Source organism: Microbulbifer hydrolyticus (assembly GCF_009931115.1).
GTDB classification, from domain to species: Bacteria; Pseudomonadota; Gammaproteobacteria; order Pseudomonadales; family Cellvibrionaceae; genus Microbulbifer; species Microbulbifer hydrolyticus.
In genome coordinates, this window is sequence record NZ_CP047491.1 from 3,449,538 (window position 1) to 3,470,371 (window position 20,834).

At 57.7% G+C, this 20,834-nt stretch carries 15 protein-coding genes and 5 tRNA genes; all 20 read right to left on the reverse strand.

Going from position 1 to position 20,834, the window contains the following annotated elements:
* Positions 1-53: 53 nt before the first annotated feature.
* On the reverse strand, positions 54-2,162 hold the full coding sequence (gene fusA, locus GTQ55_RS14770; RefSeq protein WP_161859425.1) for an elongation factor G: 2,109 nt from the start codon (positions 2,160-2,162) through the stop codon (positions 54-56).
* A 107-nt stretch (positions 2,163-2,269) separates the two neighbouring features.
* Positions 2,270-2,740 carry a 30S ribosomal protein S7 gene (gene rpsG / locus GTQ55_RS14775; RefSeq protein WP_161859426.1) on the reverse strand — a complete coding sequence of 157 codons (471 nt, stop codon included), beginning with the start codon at positions 2,738-2,740 and terminating at the stop codon, positions 2,270-2,272.
* 117 nt (positions 2,741-2,857) lie between these two features.
* Complete coding sequence (rpsL, locus tag GTQ55_RS14780) at positions 2,858-3,232, reverse strand: 30S ribosomal protein S12 (RefSeq protein ID WP_066967222.1); 375 nt, start codon at positions 3,230-3,232, stop codon at positions 2,858-2,860.
* A 261-nt stretch (positions 3,233-3,493) separates the two neighbouring features.
* Complete coding sequence (gene rpoC / locus GTQ55_RS14785) at positions 3,494-7,723, reverse strand: DNA-directed RNA polymerase subunit beta' (protein ID WP_161859427.1); 4,230 nt, start codon at positions 7,721-7,723, stop codon at positions 3,494-3,496.
* Positions 7,724-7,846: 123 nt separating this feature from the next.
* The gene (gene rpoB, locus GTQ55_RS14790) at positions 7,847-11,920 is read right to left on the reverse strand and encodes a DNA-directed RNA polymerase subunit beta (RefSeq protein ID WP_161859428.1); all 4,074 of its coding nucleotides are present in this window, start codon (positions 11,918-11,920) and stop codon (positions 7,847-7,849) included.
* Between the two features lie 307 nt (positions 11,921-12,227).
* Complete coding sequence (gene rplL, locus GTQ55_RS14795; RefSeq protein WP_161859429.1) at positions 12,228-12,596, reverse strand: 50S ribosomal protein L7/L12; 369 nt, start codon at positions 12,594-12,596, stop codon at positions 12,228-12,230.
* An 86-nt stretch (positions 12,597-12,682) separates the two neighbouring features.
* Positions 12,683-13,177: a 50S ribosomal protein L10 gene (gene rplJ, locus GTQ55_RS14800; protein ID WP_078083380.1), complete on the reverse strand. Its 495-nt coding sequence runs from the start codon at positions 13,175-13,177 to the stop codon at positions 12,683-12,685.
* A gap of 293 nt (positions 13,178-13,470) precedes the next feature.
* Complete coding sequence (gene rplA / locus GTQ55_RS14805; RefSeq protein WP_161859430.1) at positions 13,471-14,169, reverse strand: 50S ribosomal protein L1; 699 nt, start codon at positions 14,167-14,169, stop codon at positions 13,471-13,473.
* Positions 14,170-14,601 (reverse strand): 50S ribosomal protein L11, encoded by a 432-nt coding sequence (rplK, locus tag GTQ55_RS14810; protein WP_161859431.1) that lies wholly within the window; start codon positions 14,599-14,601, stop codon positions 14,170-14,172.
* 181 nt (positions 14,602-14,782) lie between these two features.
* Positions 14,783-15,316 carry a transcription termination/antitermination protein NusG gene (nusG, locus tag GTQ55_RS14815; RefSeq protein ID WP_078083382.1) on the reverse strand — a complete coding sequence of 178 codons (534 nt, stop codon included), beginning with the start codon at positions 15,314-15,316 and terminating at the stop codon, positions 14,783-14,785.
* A 10-nt stretch (positions 15,317-15,326) separates the two neighbouring features.
* On the reverse strand, positions 15,327-15,695 hold the full coding sequence (gene secE / locus GTQ55_RS14820) for a preprotein translocase subunit SecE (RefSeq protein WP_161859432.1): 369 nt from the start codon (positions 15,693-15,695) through the stop codon (positions 15,327-15,329).
* A 116-nt stretch (positions 15,696-15,811) separates the two neighbouring features.
* A tRNA-Trp gene (locus GTQ55_RS14825) sits at positions 15,812-15,887 on the reverse strand.
* Positions 15,888-16,013: 126 nt separating this feature from the next.
* On the reverse strand, positions 16,014-17,207 hold the full coding sequence (gene tuf / locus GTQ55_RS14830; protein WP_161859433.1) for an elongation factor Tu: 1,194 nt from the start codon (positions 17,205-17,207) through the stop codon (positions 16,014-16,016).
* A 192-nt stretch (positions 17,208-17,399) separates the two neighbouring features.
* Positions 17,400-17,474 (reverse strand) — tRNA-Thr (locus GTQ55_RS14835).
* A gap of 104 nt (positions 17,475-17,578) precedes the next feature.
* Positions 17,579-17,652: transfer RNA gene (locus tag GTQ55_RS14840), tRNA-Gly, on the reverse strand.
* Between the two features lie 80 nt (positions 17,653-17,732).
* Positions 17,733-17,816: transfer RNA gene (locus GTQ55_RS14845), tRNA-Tyr, on the reverse strand.
* Between the two features lie 110 nt (positions 17,817-17,926).
* Positions 17,927-18,002: transfer RNA gene (locus tag GTQ55_RS14850), tRNA-Thr, on the reverse strand.
* A 146-nt stretch (positions 18,003-18,148) separates the two neighbouring features.
* Positions 18,149-18,892 (reverse strand): SPOR domain-containing protein, encoded by a 744-nt coding sequence (locus GTQ55_RS14855; protein WP_161859434.1) that lies wholly within the window; start codon positions 18,890-18,892, stop codon positions 18,149-18,151.
* A 128-nt stretch (positions 18,893-19,020) separates the two neighbouring features.
* Positions 19,021-19,794: a type III pantothenate kinase gene (locus tag GTQ55_RS14860; protein ID WP_161859435.1), complete on the reverse strand. Its 774-nt coding sequence runs from the start codon at positions 19,792-19,794 to the stop codon at positions 19,021-19,023.
* Positions 19,795-19,809: 15 nt separating this feature from the next.
* Positions 19,810-20,826: a bifunctional biotin--[acetyl-CoA-carboxylase] ligase/biotin operon repressor BirA gene (gene birA, locus GTQ55_RS14865; RefSeq protein ID WP_221296308.1), complete on the reverse strand. Its 1,017-nt coding sequence runs from the start codon at positions 20,824-20,826 to the stop codon at positions 19,810-19,812.
* Between the last annotated feature and the right edge of the window lie 8 nt (positions 20,827-20,834).

Sequence of the window (20,834 nt, forward strand, 5' to 3'; positions counted from 1 at the left end):
AAGTTTGCCGAAACTCCCCGGTCAAACACCGGGGAGTTTCAAGTCAAAGGAAATTAACCCTTGTTTTTGGCGATGATTTCGTCAGCGACGTTTTTCGGCGCTTCGGCGTACTTCAGGAATTCCATGGTGTAGGTGGCACGGCCCTGGGTCGCAGAACGCAGGTCAGTGGCGTAACCGAACATTTCGGCCAGCGGCACTTCAGCGTTCACGATCTTACCGGAGGCACTGTCTTCCATACCCTGGATCAGACCGCGACGACGGTTCAGGTCACCAACGACGTCACCCATGTTCTCTTCCGGGGTAACCACTTCAACCTTCATCATCGGCTCGAGCAGTACCGCGCCGCCAACCTGGGCCAGCTTCTTGGTTGCCATGGAGCCGGCGATCTTGAACGCCATTTCGTTGGAGTCCACATCGTGGAAGGAACCGTCATACAGGGTAGCCTTCAGGCCCAGCAGCGGGTAGCCAGCCAGAACACCGTTTTGCATCTGCTCTTCGATACCCTTCTGCACGGCCGGGATGTATTCCTTCGGAACCACACCACCCACGATCGCGTTCTCGAACACCAGGCCTTCACCGGACTCGTCTTCCGCCGGCTCGAACTTGACCCATACGTGACCGTACTGACCGCGACCACCAGACTGACGAACAAACTTGCCTTCAATCTCGGAAGTGTTGCGGATAGTTTCACGATAGGCCACCTGCGGCTTACCGATGTTGGCTTCAACGTTGAATTCACGACGCATACGGTCAACGATGATGTCCAGGTGCAGCTCACCCATACCGGAGATGATGGTCTGGCCAGTCTCTTCGTCGGTCTTCACGCGGAAGGACGGGTCTTCCTGAGCCAGCTTGCCCAGTGCGATACCCATTTTTTCCTGATCCGGCTTGGACTTCGGCTCTACCGCTACGGAGATTACCGGCTCCGGGAACTCCATGCGCTCGAGAACGATCTTGGCGTCTTCAGCACACAGGGTGTCACCAGTGGTCACGTCTTTCAGGCCGATCGCTGCAGCGATGTCGCCCGCCAGAACTTCCTTGATCTCTTTACGGTCGTTGGAGTGCATCTGCACCATACGGCCGACACGCTCTTTCTTCTCTTTCACGGAGTTGTACACCGCGGTACCGCTTTCCAGCTTACCGGAGTACACACGGAAGAACGTCAGGGTACCAACGAAGGGGTCGGTCGCAATCTTGAACGCCAGTGCGGCGAAAGGTGCGTTGTCGTCCGCTACACGGGTCTCGACGGTTTCAGCCTTGTCCAGCAGAGTACCTTCGATCGCCTTTACTTCGGTCGGTGCCGGCAGGTATTCAATGACTGCGTCCAGCATAGCCTGTACGCCCTTGTTCTTGAACGCAGAGCCGCCCAGAACCGGTACGATTTCATTGGCCAGGGTACGCTGACGGATCGCTGACTTGATTTCTTCTTCGGTCAGCTCACCTTCTTCAAGGTACTTTTCCATCAGCTCTTCGTTGGCTTCCGCCGCCGCTTCCACCAGGAACTCGCGCATCTCTTCGCACTCGTCCTGCATGTCGGCCGGGATGTCGGCGTAGTCAAAAGTCATGCCCATGTCTTCTTCGTTCCACAGGATGGCTTTCATCTTCACCAGGTCGACAACACCCTTGAACTCGTCTTCAGAGCCAATGGTCATCTGCAGCGGAACCGCGTTCGCGTTCAGGCGGGTTTTCAGCTGGCCCACAACCTTGCGGAAGTCCGCACCGGCACGGTCCATCTTGTTCACGAATACCATGCGCGGTACTTCGTACTTGTTGGCCTGACGCCATACGGTTTCGGTCTGCGGCTGCACACCGGAAGAACCGCACAGAACGACAACGGCGCCGTCCAGTACACGCAGGGAACGCTCCACTTCAATGGTGAAGTCAACGTGTCCGGGGGTGTCGATGATGTTTACGCGGTGCTGCGGGAACTGCTGCTGCATGCCAGCCCAGAAACAGGTGGTTGCTGCAGAAGTAATGGTAATACCACGCTCCTGCTCCTGCTCCATCCAGTCCATGGTGGCTGCGCCTTCGTGCACTTCACCAATTTTGTGGGACAGACCGGTGTAGAACAGTACACGTTCGGTTGTGGTGGTTTTACCGGCGTCTACGTGGGCGCAGATACCGATATTGCGATAGCGTTCGATAGGCGTTTTACGTGCCACAGTTGTATCCTCGATATAACGGCAAAAGGCAGCTCGGTAACTTCCTTGCTGCCTTTCGGTATTAATTTCCGATGTGGGTAATCATCAGAGTCAGAAGCATCACTATCTTAGAAACGATAGTGAGAGAACGCCTTGTTGGCTTCCGCCATACGATGCACGTCTTCACGCTTCTTGACCGCGCCGCCCTTGTTCTGGGAAGCATCGATCATTTCGTTGGCCAGGCGCTGGGCCATGGACTTCTCGCCGCGCTTACGGGAGAAATCTACCAGCCAGCGCATTGCCAGCGCAGTACGACGCGAGGGACGCACTTCCACCGGTACCTGGTAGGTAGCACCACCAACACGGCGGGATTTTACTTCCACCATCGGGGCGATGTTTTCCAGGGACTCTTCAAAAATTTCAATCGGATCTTTGTTCAGCTTTTCTGAAACCAGATCCAGTGCACCGTAAACGATGCTCTCTGCCACGGACTTCTTACCAGAGATCATGACATGGTTCATGAACTTGGCCAGAGTCACGTTCCCAAACTTGGGATCGGGCAGCACTTCGCGCTTGGCGACTACACGTCTTCTTGGCATGGGATTGCCTCTCTTCAGGGTTACTCCGAGACGCCGCCGTAAATAAATACAACTCGGCGAGCTCAGCCTTACTCCGGTTATTCGTTAAACCGAAACGCAATATTGTCTTTGGGGCAATTAAGCCTTAGGACGCTTGGCACCGTACTTGGAACGGCCCTGCTTGCGATCGTTTACGCCGGCACAGTCAAGTGCACCGCGTACAGTGTGGTAGCGCACACCCGGCAGGTCTTTTACACGACCGCCGCGAATCAGCACCACGCTGTGTTCCTGCAGGTTGTGGCCTTCACCGCCGATGTACGAAGTTACTTCGTAACCGTTGGTCAGGCGCACACGACAAACCTTACGCAGTGCAGAGTTCGGCTTCTTCGGTGTAGTGGTGTACACACGAGTACAAACTCCACGGCGCTGCGGGCTAGCTTGCAGTGCAGGGACGTCGCTTTTTTCAACTTTGCGTTTTCTCGGCTTACGAACCAACTGGTTGATCGTTGCCATTAAAAATCACTCCAAAATAAAACGCCCCCACCTTTACAGCAGTGAGGGCCTATCGTCAGTGCACGATACATCCGGTTTGCCCGAAGACCAACCGGCAATCGCACCCCATTAGCGGGGGCCGCATTCTATAAGCGGGAACACCCCGAGTCAATCACAAACCGAAGTAAACACTTACGCCGCCTGGTGATTGCTGTCCGGAACTGACCCGGGGTCTCTCCCGCAGGAGGGACCTCCCGGTCAGACTGCTCCGTTCTGTCGACCTTATTCCCCGGAAGATTTCAGGGCTTCGGTCAGCGCCGCTTCCACCTCTTCCGCAGAAGGACCCTCGGCATAGCCGTGGGTCAGCTGCTGGGTGCGTCTGCGCTTGCGCTCGGCGTGGTAGGCGAGACCAGTACCGGCCGGGATCAGACGACCCACTACCACGTTTTCTTTCAGGCCACGCAGGCTGTCTTCCTTGCCGGTTACCGCCGCTTCGGTCAGTACCCGCGTGGTTTCCTGGAAGGAAGCCGCGGACAGGAAGGACTCGGTCGCCAGAGACGCCTTGGTGATACCCAGAAGCAGGCGCTCGAATTGTGCCGGCTGCTTGCTTTCGGCACGCAGGCGCTCGTTCTCTTCCACCACGCGCTGGTATTCCACCTGGTCGCCTTTGATGAACTCGGAGTCGCCCATCTCAAGGATTTCGACCTTGCGCAGCATCTGACGCACAATGGTTTCAATGTGCTTGTCGTTGATGCCTACACCCTGGAGGCGGTAAACCTCCTGGATTTCGTTGGTGATGTAGCGCGCCAGCTCTTCCACGCCCTTGAGGCGCAGAATATCGTGCGGATTGGACGGGCCGTCGGAAATGACCTCACCCTTCTCTACCGTTTCACCTTCGAACACAGTCAACTGGCGGTGCTTTGGAATCAGTACTTCGTAGTGATCCTTGCCATTGGCCAGCGGCTTGCCGTCTTTCGGGGTGATCTGCAGGCGAACCTTGCCCTTGGTCTCTTTACCGAAGGAAACGGTACCGGAGATTTCCGCCAGGATGGACGGCTCTTTCGGCTTACGCGCTTCGAACAGGTCGGCAACCCGCGGCAGACCACCGGTAATGTCCTTGGTACCGCCGGATTCCTGCGGAATACGGGCGATTACGTCACCGACATTCACCTTGTCGCTGTCTTTCAGGCTCAGAATCGCGCGCGGCGGCAGTGCGTAGTGCGCCGGTGCGTTACTGTTCGCCAGGGTCAGCTCTTCACCATTCTCGTCGACCAGGGTCACCGCCGGACGCAGGTCTTTACCCGCTGCAGGACGCTCTGCCGGGTCGATCACCTCGAGGGAGGACAGACCAGTCAGCTCATCAGTGGTTTTGCGGATGGACAGGCCGTCTTCCATACCAGACAGCTTCACCCAACCGGCAACCTCGGTAATGATCGGGTGGGTGTGCGGATCCCACTTGGCAACAATCTGGCCACCGTCGATGGTAGAACCTTCGTCAACGCTGATCACAGCACCGTATGGCAGCTTGTAGCGCTCACGCTCACGACCAGCGCTGTCGGCAACCGCCAGCTCACCGGAACGGGATACCGCGACCAGGTTGCCGCTTTCGGCTTTAACAGTCTTCACATTGTGCAGACGTACAGTACCCGGCTGCTTCACCTGGATGCTGTCCGCCGCAGAAGCACGGCTCGCCGCACCACCGATGTGGAAGGTACGCATGGTCAGCTGGGTGCCCGGCTCACCGATGGACTGTGCCGCCACAACGCCCACGGACTCACCCGGGTTCGCACGGTGGCCACGGGCCAGGTCACGGCCGTAACACTGGGCACAGATGCCGTGTGCGGTTTCACAGGTAATCGCGGAGCGTACGATCACTTCGTCGATACCCATGCCTTCAATGCGCTCAACCCAGGCCTCGTCGATCATGGTGCCGGCGGGCACGGCGATCTCGTCACTGCCCGGCTTGGTCACGTCGCGCGCGACTACACGGCCGAGGATACGGTCACCGAGGGACTCGATCACGTCGCCGCCTTCAATTACCGGCGCCATGGTCAGACCGTCGTCGGTGCCACAGTCGATCTCGGTGATCACCACGTCCTGCGCCACGTCGACCAGACGACGGGTCAGGTAACCGGAGTTCGCCGTTTTCAGTGCGGTATCCGCCAGACCTTTACGCGCGCCGTGAGTCGAGATGAAGTACTGCAGTACGCTCAGACCTTCACGGAAGTTCGCGGTAATGGCGTTCTCGATAATCGAGCCATCCGGACGCGCCATCAGGCCACGCATACCGGCCAGCTGACGAATCTGCGCCTCGGAACCACGCGCGCCGGAGTCGGCGTACATGTAGACCGAGTTGAAAGAATCCTGCTCGGTTTCTTTACCATCGCGGTCGATCACCGGCTCTTTCTTGATACCGGCCATCATCGCCTGGGTCACCTTGTCGTTGGTACGGGACCAGACGTCGATGACCTTGTTGTATTTTTCACCCGCCGTCACAAGACCGGATGCGAACTGGGTTTCGATTTCCTTCACTTCCTCTTCCGCGGAAGCGATCAGGTCAGCCTTGGCCGCCGGGATCTCGAAGTCGTTCACACCAATGGAGGAACCGGACTTGGTGGAGAAGTCGAAACCGGTGTACATCAGCTGGTCAGCGAAGATGACGGTCGCCTTCAGACCTACGTTTCGGTAGCACTCGTTCAGAACGCGGGAAATCGCCTTCTTCTTCATCGGCTGGTTAACGTGCTCGAAAGGCAGGCCTTCCGGTACGATGTTCCACAGCAGTGCGCGACCGACAGTGGTGTCGTAGATGGTCCGGGTAACCTGCTTCTCACCGTCTTCACCGATGGAAGTTTCGTCGATACGTACCTTGATCTTCGCCTGCAGGCCAACCTGCTTGGCGTAGAAGGCGCGGCTCACTTCCTTGATATCGGAGAAGAACATGCCTTCGCCTTTATCGTTCACGCGCTCACGGGTCATCCAGTACAGACCCAGTACCACGTCCTGGGACGGTACGATGATCGGCTCACCGTTGGCGGGCGACAGGATGTTGTTGGTGGACATCATCAGCGCACGGGATTCCAGCTGCGCTTCGATGGTCAGCGGTACGTGTACCGCCATCTGGTCACCGTCGAAGTCGGCGTTGTACGCCGCACACACCAGCGGGTGCAGCTGAATCGCTTTACCTTCAATCAGTACCGGCTCAAACGCCTGGATACCCAGACGGTGCAGAGTCGGTGCACGGTTCAGCAGTACCGGGTGTTCGCGGATCACCTCATCGAGGATGTCCCATACCACCGCCTCTTCGCGCTCGACCATTTTCTTGGCCGCCTTGATAGTGGTGGCCAGGCCGCGGGTTTCCAGCTTGCCGAAAATAAACGGCTTGAACAGTTCCAGGGCCATTTTCTTCGGCAGACCACACTGGTGCAGGCGCAGGGTCGGACCAACCACGATCACGGAACGACCGGAGTAGTCCACACGCTTACCCAGCAGGTTCTGACGGAAACGACCCTGCTTACCCTTGATCATGTCGGCCAGGGATTTCAGCGGGCGCTTGTTGGAACCGGTGATAGCACGACCGCGACGGCCGTTGTCCAGCAGCGCGTCCACAGACTCCTGCAGCATGCGCTTTTCGTTGCGCACGATGATGTCCGGCGCGTTCAGCTCGAGCAGACGCTTCAGACGGTTGTTACGGTTGATCACCCGGCGGTACAGATCGTTCAGGTCGGAGGTCGCGAAGCGGCCACCGTCCAGCGGTACCAGAGGACGCAGATCCGGCGGCAGTACCGGCAGTGCCTGCATGATCATCCACTCCGGCTTGTTGCCGGACTTGTAGAACGCTTCCAGCAGCTTCAGACGCTTGGACAGCTTCTTGATCTTGGTCTCGGAGTTGGTCGCCGGGATCTCTTCGCGCAGGCGCTGAATCTCGGACGGCAACTCGATATCGTTCATCAGCTCCTGGATCGCTTCCGCACCCATCTTGGCTTCGAACTCATCGGCGAACTCTTCCATCGCTTCGAAGTACTGCTCGTCGTTCAGCAGCTGGCCGCGCTCCAGGGTAGTCATACCCGGATCGGTTACCACGTAGGATTCGAAGTAAAGCACGCGCTCGATATCACGCAGGGTCATATCCAGCAGCAGGCCGATACGGGACGGCAGGGACTTCAGGAACCAGATGTGCGCAACCGGGCTGGCCAGCTCAATGTGGCCCATGCGCTCACGGCGCACCTTGGCTTTGGTCACTTCAACGCCGCACTTCTCACAGATGATGCCGCGGTGCTTCATGCGCTTGTACTTGCCGCACAGACACTCGTAGTCCTTCACCGGGCCAAAAATCTTGGCACAGAACAGGCCTTCGCGTTCCGGCTTGAACGTACGGTAGTTGATGGTCTCCGGCTTCTTCACTTCGCCGTAGGACCAGGAACGAATCATGTCCGGCGAAGCCAGACCGATACGGATAGCGTCAAATTCTTCGAGCTGATCCTGGGCTTTCACCAGGTTTAACAAATCTTTCAAGGCCTTTCCTCCACTAGGGGGTAGTCAACCCGGCCAACTGCGCTTGGGGCCGGGAGCGCCGGCGGCACTCTTTTTAATCAAGAGCCGCCAGCCTCTGTCTACTAAATCCGATTGTTACCGGTCTTACTCGTTTTCCAGCTCGAAGTTCATACCCAGCGAGCGGATTTCCTTGACCAGTACGTTGAAGGATTCGGGCATGCCCGGCTCCATGCGGTGGTCGCCATCCACGATGTTCTTATACATCTTGGTACGACCTTCAACGTCATCGGATTTGACCGTGAGCATTTCCTGCAGGGTGTAAGCGGCACCGTATGCTTCCAGTGCCCACACTTCCATCTCACCGAAACGCTGACCACCGAACTGCGCCTTACCACCCAGCGGCTGCTGGGTAACCAGGCTGTAGGAACCGGTAGAACGCGCGTGCATCTTGTCGTCTACCAGGTGGTTCAGCTTCAGCATGTACATGTAGCCCACGGTGACCGGACGCTCGAAGGCGTCGCCGGTACGTCCGTCGTACAGGGTGATCTGGCCGGAGTCCGGGATGTCCGCGAGACGCAGCAGCGTCTTGATTTCGGACTCATCGGCACCGTCGAATACCGGAGTCGCCATGGGTACACCGCGACGCAGGTTTTCGGACATAGCCATCACTTCTTCGTCGGACAGCTCGTCCAGCTCCTCTTTGTTACCGCCGGTAGAGTTGTATACCTCTTCGAGGAAACCACGGACCTTCGCTGCTTCCTGCTTCTCCTTGATCATGCGGTCGATCTTCACACCCAGACCTTTTGCGGCCATACCCAGGTGCATTTCCAGTACCTGACCCACGTTCATACGGGACGGTACACCCAGCGGGTTCAGAACCACATCCACCGGCTCGCCGTTTTCGTCGTACGGCATGTCTTCAACCGGCTTGATCACGGAGATAACACCTTTGTTACCGTGACGGCCGGCCATCTTGTCACCGGGCTGGATGCGACGCTTGATCGCCAGGTAAACCTTGACGATTTTCAGTACGCCCGGCGCCAGGTCGTCGCCGGATTCCAGTTTCTTCTTCTTGTCTTCAAACTGCTCGTCGAGCAGCTTGCGACGCTCGCTCAGCTGTGCTTCCGCCTTTTCCAGCTGCTCGTTCAGGCTCTCTTCTGCCATACGCAGTTTGAACCAGTCTTCGCGCGGCAGGCCGGACAGGATCTCGGCATTCAGCACATCGCCTTTCTTGACGCCTTTACCACCGGCAACCTTCTGGCCTTCCAGTGCCGCCGCCAGACGTTCGAAGGTAGCGCCTTCAACGATGCGGTACTCTTCGTTGAGGTCCTTGCGAACTTCGTCGAGCTGCGCCTTTTCGATCGCCAGAGAGCGCTGATCTTTCTGCAGGCCGTCGCGGGTGAATACCTGTACGTCGATCACGGTACCGCGCGTGCCGGAAGGTGCACGCAGTGAGGTGTCTTTCACATCAGACGCCTTTTCACCGAAGATCGCACGCAGCAGCTTTTCTTCCGGTGTCAGCTGGGCTTCACCTTTCGGTGTCACCTTGCCAACCAGAATGTCACCGGCGCCAACTTCCGCACCAATGTACACAATGCCGGACTCGTCCAGCTTGTTCAGTGCAGACTCACCGACGTTGGGGATATCCGCGGTGATTTCCTCACTGCCCAGCTTGGTGTCACGGGCAATACAGGTCAGTTCCTGAATGTGGATGGTGGTGAAGCGGTCTTCCTGTACCACACGCTCGCTCACGAGGATGGAGTCCTCGAAGTTGTAGCCGTTCCACGGCATGAACGCGATACGCATGTTCTGGCCCAGTGCCAGCTCACCCAGGTCCACGGACGGGCCGTCGGCCAGGATATCGCCACGCTCTACCACGTCGCCGGTTTTCACGATCGGACGCTGGTTGATACAGGTGTTCTGGTTGGAACGGGTGTACTTGGTGAGACCGTAAAGGTCCACACCGGCATCACCGGCTTCCACTTCCTCGTCGCGCACACGCACAACCACGCGGCTGGCATCGACACGCTCGATCACACCACCGCGCTTGGCCACCACACAGACACCGGAGTCGCGCGCCACGGTGCGCTCCATACCGGTACCTACCAGCGGCTTTTCGGCGCGCAGGGTCGGCACCGCCTGACGCTGCATGTTCGAACCCATGAGTGCGCGGTTGGCGTCATCGTGCTCGAGGAACGGGATCATCGCCGCAGCCACGGACACTACCTGACGGGCGGACACATCCATGTACTGGATTTCATCCGGCGTCTTCAGGGTAAATTCGTACTGGTAACGCACGCTGACCAGATCGTCGGTGAAACGGCCGTTTTCATCGACCGCCGCGGACGCCTGCGCCACAACAAAGTTGGCTTCGTTGATCGCGGACAGGTATTCAATTTGGTCGGTCAGCTTGCCGTCGATCACCTTGCGGTACGGACTCTCGAGGAAACCGTAGTGGTTGGCGCGCGCGTAGGTGGCCAGGGAGTTGATCAGACCGATGTTCGGGCCTTCCGGCGTCTCAATCGGACACACGCGACCGTAGTGGGTCGGGTGCACGTCCCGCACCTCAAAGCCGGCGCGCTCGCGGGTCAGGCCACCCGGGCCCAGTGCGGAAACACGGCGCTTGTGGGTAACTTCTGACAGCGGGTTGTTCTGGTCCATAAACTGGGACAGCTGGGAGGAACCAAAGAATTCCTTCACCGCAGCCGCAACCGGCTTGGCATTGATCAGATCCTGCGGCATCAGGCCTTCGGACTCTGCCATGGACAGGCGCTCTTTCACCGCGCGCTCTACACGCACCAGGCCCACACGGAACTGGTTTTCGGCCATCTCGCCCACGGAGCGCACACGGCGGTTACCCAGGTGGTCGATATCATCGACCATGCCGCGACCGTTACGGATTTCGATCAGGGTCTTGAGCACATCGACGATGTCTTCCTTGCTCAGGGTGCCCTGGCCGGTCTCGTCTTCGCGACCCAGACGGCGGTTGAACTTCATGCGGCCTACCGCAGACAGGTCGTAGCGCTCGTCGGAGAAGAACAGGTTCTCGAACAGAGACTCTGCAGATTCCTTGGTGGGCGGCTCGCCGGGGCGCATCATGCGGTAGATTTCCACCAGCGCTTCCAGCTGAGTGCGGGACGGGTCCGCACGCAGGGTATCGGAGATGAACGGACCGCAATCCAGGTCGTTGGTGTAGAGGGTTTCAACACTCTTCACGTTCAGGAGGCGCAGCTTCGCAACGACTTCATCGGTAATTTCGGTATTACACTCCACCGCGACTTCACCGGTAGAGTCATCGATGATGTCGTGCGCCAGGACGCGGCCGTTGAGGTAAGTCAGCGGTGCTTCCAGGTTTTCAACGCCGGCTTTTTCCAGCTGGCGGATGTGACGCGGGGTAATACGGCGGCCTTCCTCAACGATGACCTTGCCCTTGCCATCCTTGATGTCGAAGGAAGCAACATCACCGCGCAGGCGCGACGGGATCAGCTCGAGGCTGACAGTGTCGTCTTCCAGGGTGAACTTGCTGGTTTCGAAGAACATTTCCAGCATTTCCTGGGAGGCATAGCCCAGGGCGCGCAGCAGAATGGTCGCCGGCAGTTTACGACGACGGTCGATACGTACGTATACGAGGTCTTTCGGGTCGAACTCGAAGTCCAGCCAGGAGCCGCGGTAAGGAATCACCCGTGCGGCGTACAGCAGCTTACCGGAGGAGTGCGTCTTGCCTTTGTCGTGATCGAAGAATACACCCGGGGAGCGGTGCAGCTGGGAAACGATAACGCGCTCGGTACCATTGATTACGAAGGTACCGTTTTCAGTCATGAGCGGAATTTCGCCCATGTAAACTTCCTGCTCTTTAATGTCCTTGATGGACTTATTCGCAGATTCTTTATCGTAAATAATCAGACGCACGCGAACCCGCAGCGGACACGCGTAGGTGACGCCACGCAGGGTACATTCCTTGACATCAAACGCAGGTTTGCCGAGGGTGTAGCTCACGTACTCCAGAGCGGCGTTGCCAGAATAACTGACAATCGGAAATACAGACTTGAACGCCGCCTGCAGGCCAATGTCCAGGCGCTCATCCGGGCGCGTGTCGGCCTGCGTGAATTTGCGATACGAGTCCAGCTGTATCGCAAGCAGGAAAGGTACGTCCATGACCTTAGGCAGTTTGCCGAAATCCTTGCGGATACGTTTTTTCTCAGTGTATGAGTAAGCCATTCATATTCCCCAGCTTGATCAGTGACAAGACTTCATCAGAGCGGCGGTCAGGTTTCTGACGATACGCAGCCCATCCGGGCGAGAAGTCTCTGCACATTGCGCTACGCTTAAAACAGATGGTTAAAAACCGTACCGCTTTGTGCGCAAACCTCTCGAGTTTTTCTGCCGTTTGGCGGATTCAGAGTTTTCCCCTTGGCGGGAAAAAGCCCCATGCCGCAAACGGCAAAAAGGCCGGCGGACAAATGTCCACCAGCCTTGCCGTCAGTGGTCGATTTCGCAGCCACTGACGGTGGTGTGTAGAACCGAATTACTTCAGTTCTACAGTAGCGCCAGCTTCTTCCAGCTCTTTCTTCGCTGCTTCGGCTTCGTCCTTGGACACGCCTTCTTTCAGCGGGCTCGGAGCGCCGTCTACCAGAGCTTTGGCTTCTTTCAGGCCAAGACCAGTGATACCGCGAACAGCTTTGATCACGTTCACTTTCTTGTCGCCAGCAGAGCTCAGGATTACGTCGAATTCGTCCTTCTCTTCTGCAGCAGCTTCGCCTGCAGCCGGGCCAGCCATTACAGCGGCAGCCGCGGTTACGCCGAACTTCTCTTCCATAGCTTCGATCAGCTCAACAACGTCCTTAACGGACATTTCGGCGATCGCATTGATGATATCTTCTTTAGTCAGAGACATGAGTTAGTACCTGATTTCGTGTGAGCAGCAAACTGCTCGTAATTTCTTTAAAAGTTGAAAACTGCCATTTCGCTTTAGCGAAACAGTTACGCAGCTTCCTGCTCTTTTTGGTCGCGAACGGCCGCAATAGTGCGAACCAGTTTGCCAGCAGAGGCTTCTTTCATGCAGCTCATCAGCTTAGCGATTGCTTCATCGTAAGTCGGCAGGCTTGCCAACAGAGCGATGTCAGTCGCTACGCCTTCAAAGGCGGCACCTTTCAGCTCCAGCTTGTCATTGCCCTTGGCGAACTCTTTCAGGATGCGCGCGCCGGCACCCGGATGTTCGTTGGAAAAAGCAATGATGCTGGGACCTACGAAGTTCTCGATGAGACATTCGAATTCGGTACCGGCCAGAGCGCGACGCGCCAGAGTATTGCGAACGACTTTCAACCAAACGCCGTTTTCGCGAGCCTCTTTGCGCAGGGCAGTCATGTCGTTTACGGTAACGCCGCGGGAATCCGCAACCACCGCCGACAGGGCACCCTCAGCAGCCTGCTGGACTTCCGCGACAATCGCTTTCTTGTCTACGAGTCCAATAGCCATAGTGTCACTCCTGGATTTGAATGAAGGCCGGGAACTACATGTAATCCCGGCCCGTTCCGGTGCATAAAGCTCAAATCCAGTAAAAATACTGGTTTGGGCGACACCGTCTGCGTAGGCTCAATCTCCCAGGCAATAAACCTGAAGGCCAACCTGGCCGGAGACTTGGATTAAGCAGCAGATATTTAAACCTCAAATACCCGCCACACCTACGGTCTTTGACGGCCCACCTCCCCCGCCGAAGCAGGTGGTGGACCCCAAAGTTCTTTTTACTGAACGAATAACTTCCCGAGAAGTTACTTAACGTCCAGTGTGGCCTGGTCGATGGTCAGACCCGGGCCCATGGTAGTGCTCAGGGTGATCTTCTTCAGATACACGCCTTTCGCAGAAGCCGGCTTGGCCTTTTTCAGGTCAGCAACCAGTGCTTCCAGGTTTTCCTTCAGCGCGTTAACGTCGAAGCCAACCTTGCCGATACCACCGTGAATGATGCCGCCTTTGTCAGCGCGGAAACGCACCTGACCAGCCTTGGCATTCTTGACCGCGGTAGCAACGTCCGGGGTCACGGTACCGGTCTTCGGGTTCGGCATCAGGCCACGCGGGCCGAGGATCTGACCCAACTGACCGACAACACGCATAGCGTCCGGAGAAGCCACAACCACGTCGAAATCCATCTTGCCGGCTTTTACTTCAGCAGCCAGCTCATCCATACCAACCAGATCGGCGCCCGCTTCTTTAGCGGCATCGGCATTGGCACCCTGGGTAAATACAGCAACGCGTACTTCTTTACCGGTACCGTGCGGCAGGGTGGTAGCACCACGAACAGCCTGGTCGGATTTACGCGGATCGATACCGAGATTGATGGCAGCATCAACGGTTTCCGCAAATTTTACGTTGGAGAATTCTTTAAGCAGCGCTACGGCTTCGTCGATGCCGTATGCTTTGCCAGATTCCACTTTCTCAGCCATAGCGCGCTGACGCTTGGTCAATTTAGCCACTTACAGACCCTCCACTTCGATACCAGCACTGCGAGCAGAACCAGCGATGGTGCGCACCGCTGCGTCCATATCGGAGGCAGTCAGGTCTGCTTTTTTCATTTCCACGATCTCTTCGAGCTGGGCACGGGTCACTTTACCGACTTTCTCGGTGTTCGGACGGCCAGAACCGCTCTTGATCTTGGCAGCCTTGCGCAGCAGTACCGCGGCGGGCGGGGACTTCATGATGAAAGTGAAGGAGCGATCGCTGTAGACAGAGATCACTACCGGCACCGGCAGGCCCGGCTCCAGGCTCTGGGTCTGTGCGTTGAACGCCTTACAGAACTCCATGATGTTCACACCGTGCTGACCCAGTGCAGGACCAACGGGGGGACTCGGGTTGGCCTGACCGGCCTTCACTTGCAGCTTGATATAAGCTTCAATTTTCTTAGCCATTACAGCTTCCTCTTTAACTGGGTATTAGCGCCTGCGCTGTACACTCATACAAACGTGCAACGCTCAGCTCCCCTGTTTACCCTGTACCCTGCAACCCCCAAAAGGGCTTACACGGTTTTCAGGGACGCGAAAGCCCCCTTCCACCAGCGGCGAAAGAGGGCCGAATCCTTTCAGCTCGAACTCAGTTCTTTTCTACCTGACCGAATTCCAGCTCAACCGGCGTGGAGCGACCGAAGATCAACACCGCCACCCGCAGGCGACTCTTCTCGTAGTTGACCTCTTCGACCACACCGTTGAAATCATTAAACGGACCGTCGATAACACGCACCATCTCGCCCGGCTCGAACAGCGTCTTGGGCTTGGGCTTGTCGACAGAGTCATCGATGCGATTCAGGATAGCCTGCGCTTCGCGATCGGTAATCGGTGCTGGCTTGTCAGCCTTACCACCAATAAAGCCCAGCACACGCGGCGTTTCTTTCACCAGGTGCCAGGTATCATCGTTGAGCTCCATCTCCACCAGCACGTAACCGGGGAAAAACTTCCGCTCACTCTTACGCTTCTGGCCGGCACGCATCTCTACCACCTCTTCGGTGGGCACGAGCACCTCACCAAACAGGTGATCCATTTCGTGCAGCTCAATGCGCTCCTTGAGAGAAGTCTTTACGCGCTTCTCATAGCCGGAGTAAGCCTGAACCACATACCAATGCTTTGCCATGGATTAACCTTTAACCAATAATCTTGGAGGCAGCCCAACCGAGACCGGTATCCAGTGCCCAGAGAATAACTGCCATCAGCAGCACGAACACCACCACGATCAACGTGGTCTGGGTCGCTTCCTGACGAGAGGGCCACACCACCCGGCGCACTTCATTCTGCGCCTCCCGCAGCAGATTCCAGAAAGCATTACCCTTCTCGGTCTGCACTGCTACAAATACGGCCGCCACGCAAAGCGCAACAATTGCCAGTACACGATACAGCAGGGGGATTTCGGCGTAGTAGGAATTGCCCGCCACAGCAGCACCAACGAGCAGCACCACCAACAGCCACTTCAGGCCGTCAAGACGAAAGGTTTTCGCCTCTACTTTAGCATTCATACAAAGAAGCCTTTAGCGCGCCTATCACTGCAAGGCGCCTTTATTGCCAACGACCACAAAGAGCGACAGCAGTACAGGATAGCCCAACTGCAGGCCCCTTGCGGGCATCTGAAAGTTGGCAGGCCAGGAGGGACTCGAACCCCCAACAGCCGGTTTTGGAGACCGGTGCTCTACCAATTGAACTACTGGCCTGGAACACCCGGATACATGGCTACAGACGCCAGCACCGGAAAAAACGAGGGGCGGATCATACCACCCACCCCAGCGTTTGCAAGCGTGACCGCCAATTCAGGCTGGCGGCCACACTCGACGCATCGATTACTCGATGATCTTGGCTACAACGCCAGCACCAACAGTACGGCCACCTTCGCGAATCGCGAAGCGCAGGCCATCTTCCATGGCGATCGGGGCAATCAGGGTAACAACCATCTGAACGTTATCGCCCGGCATTACCATCTCGGTACCTTCCGGCAGCTCACACGCACCGGTTACATCGGTGGTACGGAAGTAGAACTGCGGACGGTAGCCCTTGAAGAACGGGGTGTGACGACCACCTTCATCCTTGGACAGTACGTACACTTCCGCTTCGAACTTGGTGTGCGGAGTGATGGAACCCGGCTTCGCCAGCACCTGACCACGCTCAACTTCGTCACGCTTGGTGCCACGCAGCAGTGCGCCAATGTTCTCACCCGCACGACCTTCGTCGAGCAGCTTGCGGAACATTTCAACACCGGTACAGGTGGTGGAAGTGGTGTCTTTAATACCAACGATCTGAATTTCGTCACCAGTGCGGATAATGCCACGCTCTACACGGCCGGTTACTACGGTACCGCGACCAGAGATGGAGAATACGTCTTCGATCGGCATCAGGAACGGCTGGTCTACTGCACGCTCCGGCTCCGGGATGTACTCATCCAGGGTTTCAACCAGCTTCTTAACAGCGGTGGTACCCATTTCGTTGTCATCTTCGCCGTTCAGCGCCATCAGCGCAGAACCGGTGATGATCGGAGTGTCGTCACCCGGGAACTCGTACTGATCGAGAAGTTCGCGAACTTCCATCTCTACCAGCTCCAGCAGCTCTTCGTCGTCGACCATGTCGGCTTTGTTCAGGAATACCACGATGTACGGTACACCTACCTGACGAGACAGCAGGATGTGCTCACGAGTCTGCGGCATGGGGCCGTCAGCTGCGGAACATACCAGGATAGCGCCATCCATCTGGGCAGCACCGGTGATCATGTTCTTTACGTAGTCGGCGTGTCCCGGGCAGTCAACGTGCGCGTAGTGACGGGTCGGGGACTCGTACTCAACGTGAGAGGTAGCGATGGTGATACCGCGCTCACGCTCTTCCGGTGCGTTGTCGATACCGTCGAAAGCAACGGCAGAGCCGCCCCATACTTCGGCACATACGCGAGTCAGCGCTGCGGTCAGAGTGGTTTTACCGTGGTCGACGTGACCAATGGTGCCCACGTTTACGTGGGGCTTGGAACGTTCAAACTTTTCTTTTGCCATTGCGGGCCTCCCAATATAAGCGTGAGCCGAACTAGCGACTTTACCCAAGAACAGCCCCCGGGCAACTATCAGACACCTAACAGCAATCTATCAGGAACCTAACTCGGGAACCGATGCACCCAGGCCCGCCTGACGGCAAAAAAGCCGGATACAAATAACCGCGGAGACACAGGTCACCGCGGCTACGAATAATGGAGCTCATGGGCGGATTTGAACCGCCGACCTCACCCTTACCAAGGGTGTGCTCTACCCCTGAGCTACATGAGCTTACTCCGAAAATCAGCAGATTCCTGCTGATGCGCAAGCGGGGCTGCCTGCGCTACATTCAACCCAAGGCCGAATGAAAACCAACCAAGCTCCGCACAAAAGAATGGAGCGGGCAGCGGGAATCGAACCCGCATCATCAGCTTGGAAGGCTGAGGTTCTACCATTGAACTATGCCCGCGCTATCGCGTGCGAAACCTCCAAGCAGAAGAGCAATCAACCTCTTCTACCTTCGATGCCAGCACACAGACATCTAAATAATGGTGCAGGGGGGTGGATTCGAACCACCGAAGCTTGCGCGTCAGATTTACAGTCTGATCCCTTTGGCCACTCGGGAACCCCTGCTCGAAAGCGGTGCGTATTTTCTACAGCGACCACTTCGATGTCAACAATTTTTTCCTTCAAATTCACACACTTACCTGAACTTCTTCAGCAGCCTGCGAACAGGGAGGAAATGGAGCTGGCGAGAGGAGTCGAACCCCCGACCGGCTGATTACAAGTCAGCTGCTCTACCAACTGAGCTACGCCAGCATCTCCAGATAGGCCTGATTCAGGCCTGCCCACATCCGGGTTTGTTGACACCCCCTGAAGTGGAGGCGGGATTCTAGGGGAAGTGCCCGTGACAAGCAACAGGGTATTGTCGCTTTTCTTCACCCTCGATAGATCTCGCCGATGGATTACTCTTCATCACCGGAACGTATCTCACTACACAGATTCTGGCGGCGCTCGATATCCGGATAATCCAGCTGCAACTGATCCCAGAAGTCATCGGCGACAGTCTCAGGAGAAACACCGCCCGCCCCACTCCCAAGCACAACCCAGCGCTCCAGGTAAGTCTGGGGTTCCTCCCTGAACTCAGCCGCAAAGCCGCGCGACTGCAGATCCTTGGTCAGGGTCTCTGCGCGCTCCATTTCAGAAAAGATCCCGAACGATATCCCGTTTTCCAGCGACCCCTTCGGGATGACGTAGCTGTCAACCCCCGCCGCCTGCAGTTCACGCAATTTGCGGAACGCCTCCTGCGACGAGTTCAGCGGTGCGAGGAAAACCCAGTAACGCATCTGGCCCTGCATCTGGATTTCCTGCAGGGACGCATCCACCTGCAGCGCCTGCAGGCGCCGCGCCACATCCTCACCCTGGTAAACCTCATCAAATGGGCCCACCAGCGTGCACAGTGCCTCCGAGGCGCCTGCAGACTTCTGAACTGGAGCCGATGCTTCGGGCCTGGGCTGCTCTGTCGCTCGCGGAGCCGGCTCCGTGGACGCCAGCTGCGCAGGGTCGACCTCACTCACCAGTGAAATACTGGCGGTATTGTCCCCCTGCACCACAGGGGCAACACGCACCGCCGAAGGTGTGTCGTTTGACATGAACCAGGCGAAAAGACTGATATTGGCCACCGCCAACAAAATAAATATCCAGCGCATAATTTCTTCAGACAGTTGAAACCGGAGGGCATCAGAGGATACCGGGCCGTTGAACAGTGCGCATTCTAGCTAACTACGCCACCTTTCTGGCAGCTACCAGCGCACACCGATGGCGAAACACCTGCACGTCAGGGGTTGGTGAGCGCCAACCCCTCCATGACCAGGTCGTCAATCACCTGTAACGGGCGATCACACCAGGGGGCAAGCAACCCGGCATCCCCGCCACAAAGCAACAGCCGGGGGGCAACCCACCCCTCCACCGCACTGCGATGGGCCAGGGTGTCATAGGCACGCTCGAGCGCGCCCAGCACCATCAGCGGCAAGCCGCGATTTACAGCGCCTGCGGTATCCTGCGCCGGCTCGAGAGAAACCACCGCCTCATCCGGCGGCGCCACCTTCACCGCATCAGTGTCGCTGTACAATGCGCGACGCATCAACCCCAACCCCGGGACGATATATCCCCCCAGGTGGTCGCCGCCCTCCCCGAGAAGATCCAGCGTTACGGCGCTGCCGCAATCCACGATCAGCGCCGGCGATGATGCGCGCTGAAATGCGGCCAGAACTGCCAGCCAGCGATCCACACCGAGCCGGGAAGTATCTGCATAGGCGCAACGTACGCCAGCGCACTGCGGTGTCACCCGGGCAAACTCGGTCGGCACCCCCAGCTCCGCCAGCAGGCGAGCGGCTATGGACTCCGCAACCGGGGCGCCAGCCACGTTCGCTGCCCTCACCCGCTCCGGCGCATACTCCGCCCACGCAGCAGGTAGTGATTTCGCGGCCCACCACGGGCCGGGTGCCAGGATGCCCCTAGCGATTACCTGTAGCGACTGACCATCACCTGACGCGGCAAGCAGCCGCCATTTCGCGCGGGTATTCCCCTGGTCCAGTTCAAGAATTATCACTCTAAACCCTCTCTTTCAGCCGTCGGCCGGGCGCAGGGAAACTTCACCCCCGTGAAAGGCTTTAAGCGTACCGTCGACGTCCAGCAGCAGTGCACCACTGCCATCGACACCGCGTTCGATACCACACCAGCGCTGCTGGGCGGATTGCAGGCACACCTGCGCACCGGCAAACTGGTCCAGAGCGAGCCACTCGTCGCGCCAGCGCCCGAAGCCGTCGTCGGGATATCCGGCCAGCATCGGCAAAAGCTCGTCGAGCATCGCGGCCACCAGCGAGTTACGCGATATCCCCGGGCGCACCTCAGCGAGATCGATCCACGGCTGGCCTATGGACTCCGCTGCCGCCCGCGGCAATCGCATGTTCAGCCCGATCCCCACCACCACAGCACAGCGGTCGGTCAGGTCGCCACTCAGTTCAAGCAGCACGCCAGCGAGCTTGCGTCCACGACACCACACGTCATTGGGCCATTTCAGACGGACATCCGGCACATCGAATTTCGCCAGCGCCCGCGCCAGTGCCACCCCCACAGCGAGGCTCAACCCCTCCAGCAACTGAACGCCGCCACTGAACTGCCAGCCAATGGACAGGCTGATACCAGCCCCGAAGGGACTCTCCCAGGTGCGACCACGGCGACCTCGCCCGGCGGTCTGCTGTTCGGCAAGCACCACCTGCCCATGGCCAATACCAGATTCCAGGCCGGCAAGAACCCGCGCGTTGGTGGAGTCCACCTGGTCAAATATCTGTAGTTCACGCAACAACGGTACCGCACCGCTCGCCAGTTGTTGCCGGATCGCGTCCGCCAGCAACAGATCGAGCCCACCGGTAAGGCAGTAGCCGCGACCTTTCACCGACTCCACCTGCAGTCCCAATGGCTCCAGTTTCTGTAACTGTTTCCAGACCGCAGCGCGACTAACGCCGAGCACCTCCCCCAGGGACTCTCCCGAGTGCACCTCGCCATCAGCGAGGAGCTGCAACAGGGGCCGCAGGCTTGCCAGCGAGCCGACGGACACTTCGGGTGTTGAACGCGAGGCCAAGATGTACT

Coding starts and splice junctions, on each gene's coding strand:
- rplJ (WP_078083380.1), bottom strand. CDS start 13,177: ATGGCTATTGGACTCGTAGACAAGAAAGCGATTGTCGCGGAAGTCCAG.
- nusG (WP_078083382.1), bottom strand. CDS start 15,316: ATGGCAAAGCATTGGTATGTGGTTCAGGCTTACTCCGGCTATGAGAAG.
- rpsG (WP_161859426.1), bottom strand. CDS start 2,740: ATGCCAAGAAGACGTGTAGTCGCCAAGCGCGAAGTGCTGCCCGATCCC.
- rplL (WP_161859429.1), bottom strand. CDS start 12,596: ATGTCTCTGACTAAAGAAGATATCATCAATGCGATCGCCGAAATGTCC.
- rpsL (WP_066967222.1), bottom strand. CDS start 3,232: ATGGCAACGATCAACCAGTTGGTTCGTAAGCCGAGAAAACGCAAAGTT.
- tuf (WP_161859433.1), bottom strand. CDS start 17,207: ATGGCAAAAGAAAAGTTTGAACGTTCCAAGCCCCACGTAAACGTGGGC.
- GTQ55_RS14855 (WP_161859434.1), bottom strand. CDS start 18,892: ATGCGCTGGATATTTATTTTGTTGGCGGTGGCCAATATCAGTCTTTTC.
- rplK (WP_161859431.1), bottom strand. CDS start 14,601: ATGGCTAAGAAAATTGAAGCTTATATCAAGCTGCAAGTGAAGGCCGGT.
- rpoB (WP_161859428.1), bottom strand. CDS start 11,920: ATGGCTTACTCATACACTGAGAAAAAACGTATCCGCAAGGATTTCGGC.
- secE (WP_161859432.1), bottom strand. CDS start 15,695: ATGAATGCTAAAGTAGAGGCGAAAACCTTTCGTCTTGACGGCCTGAAG.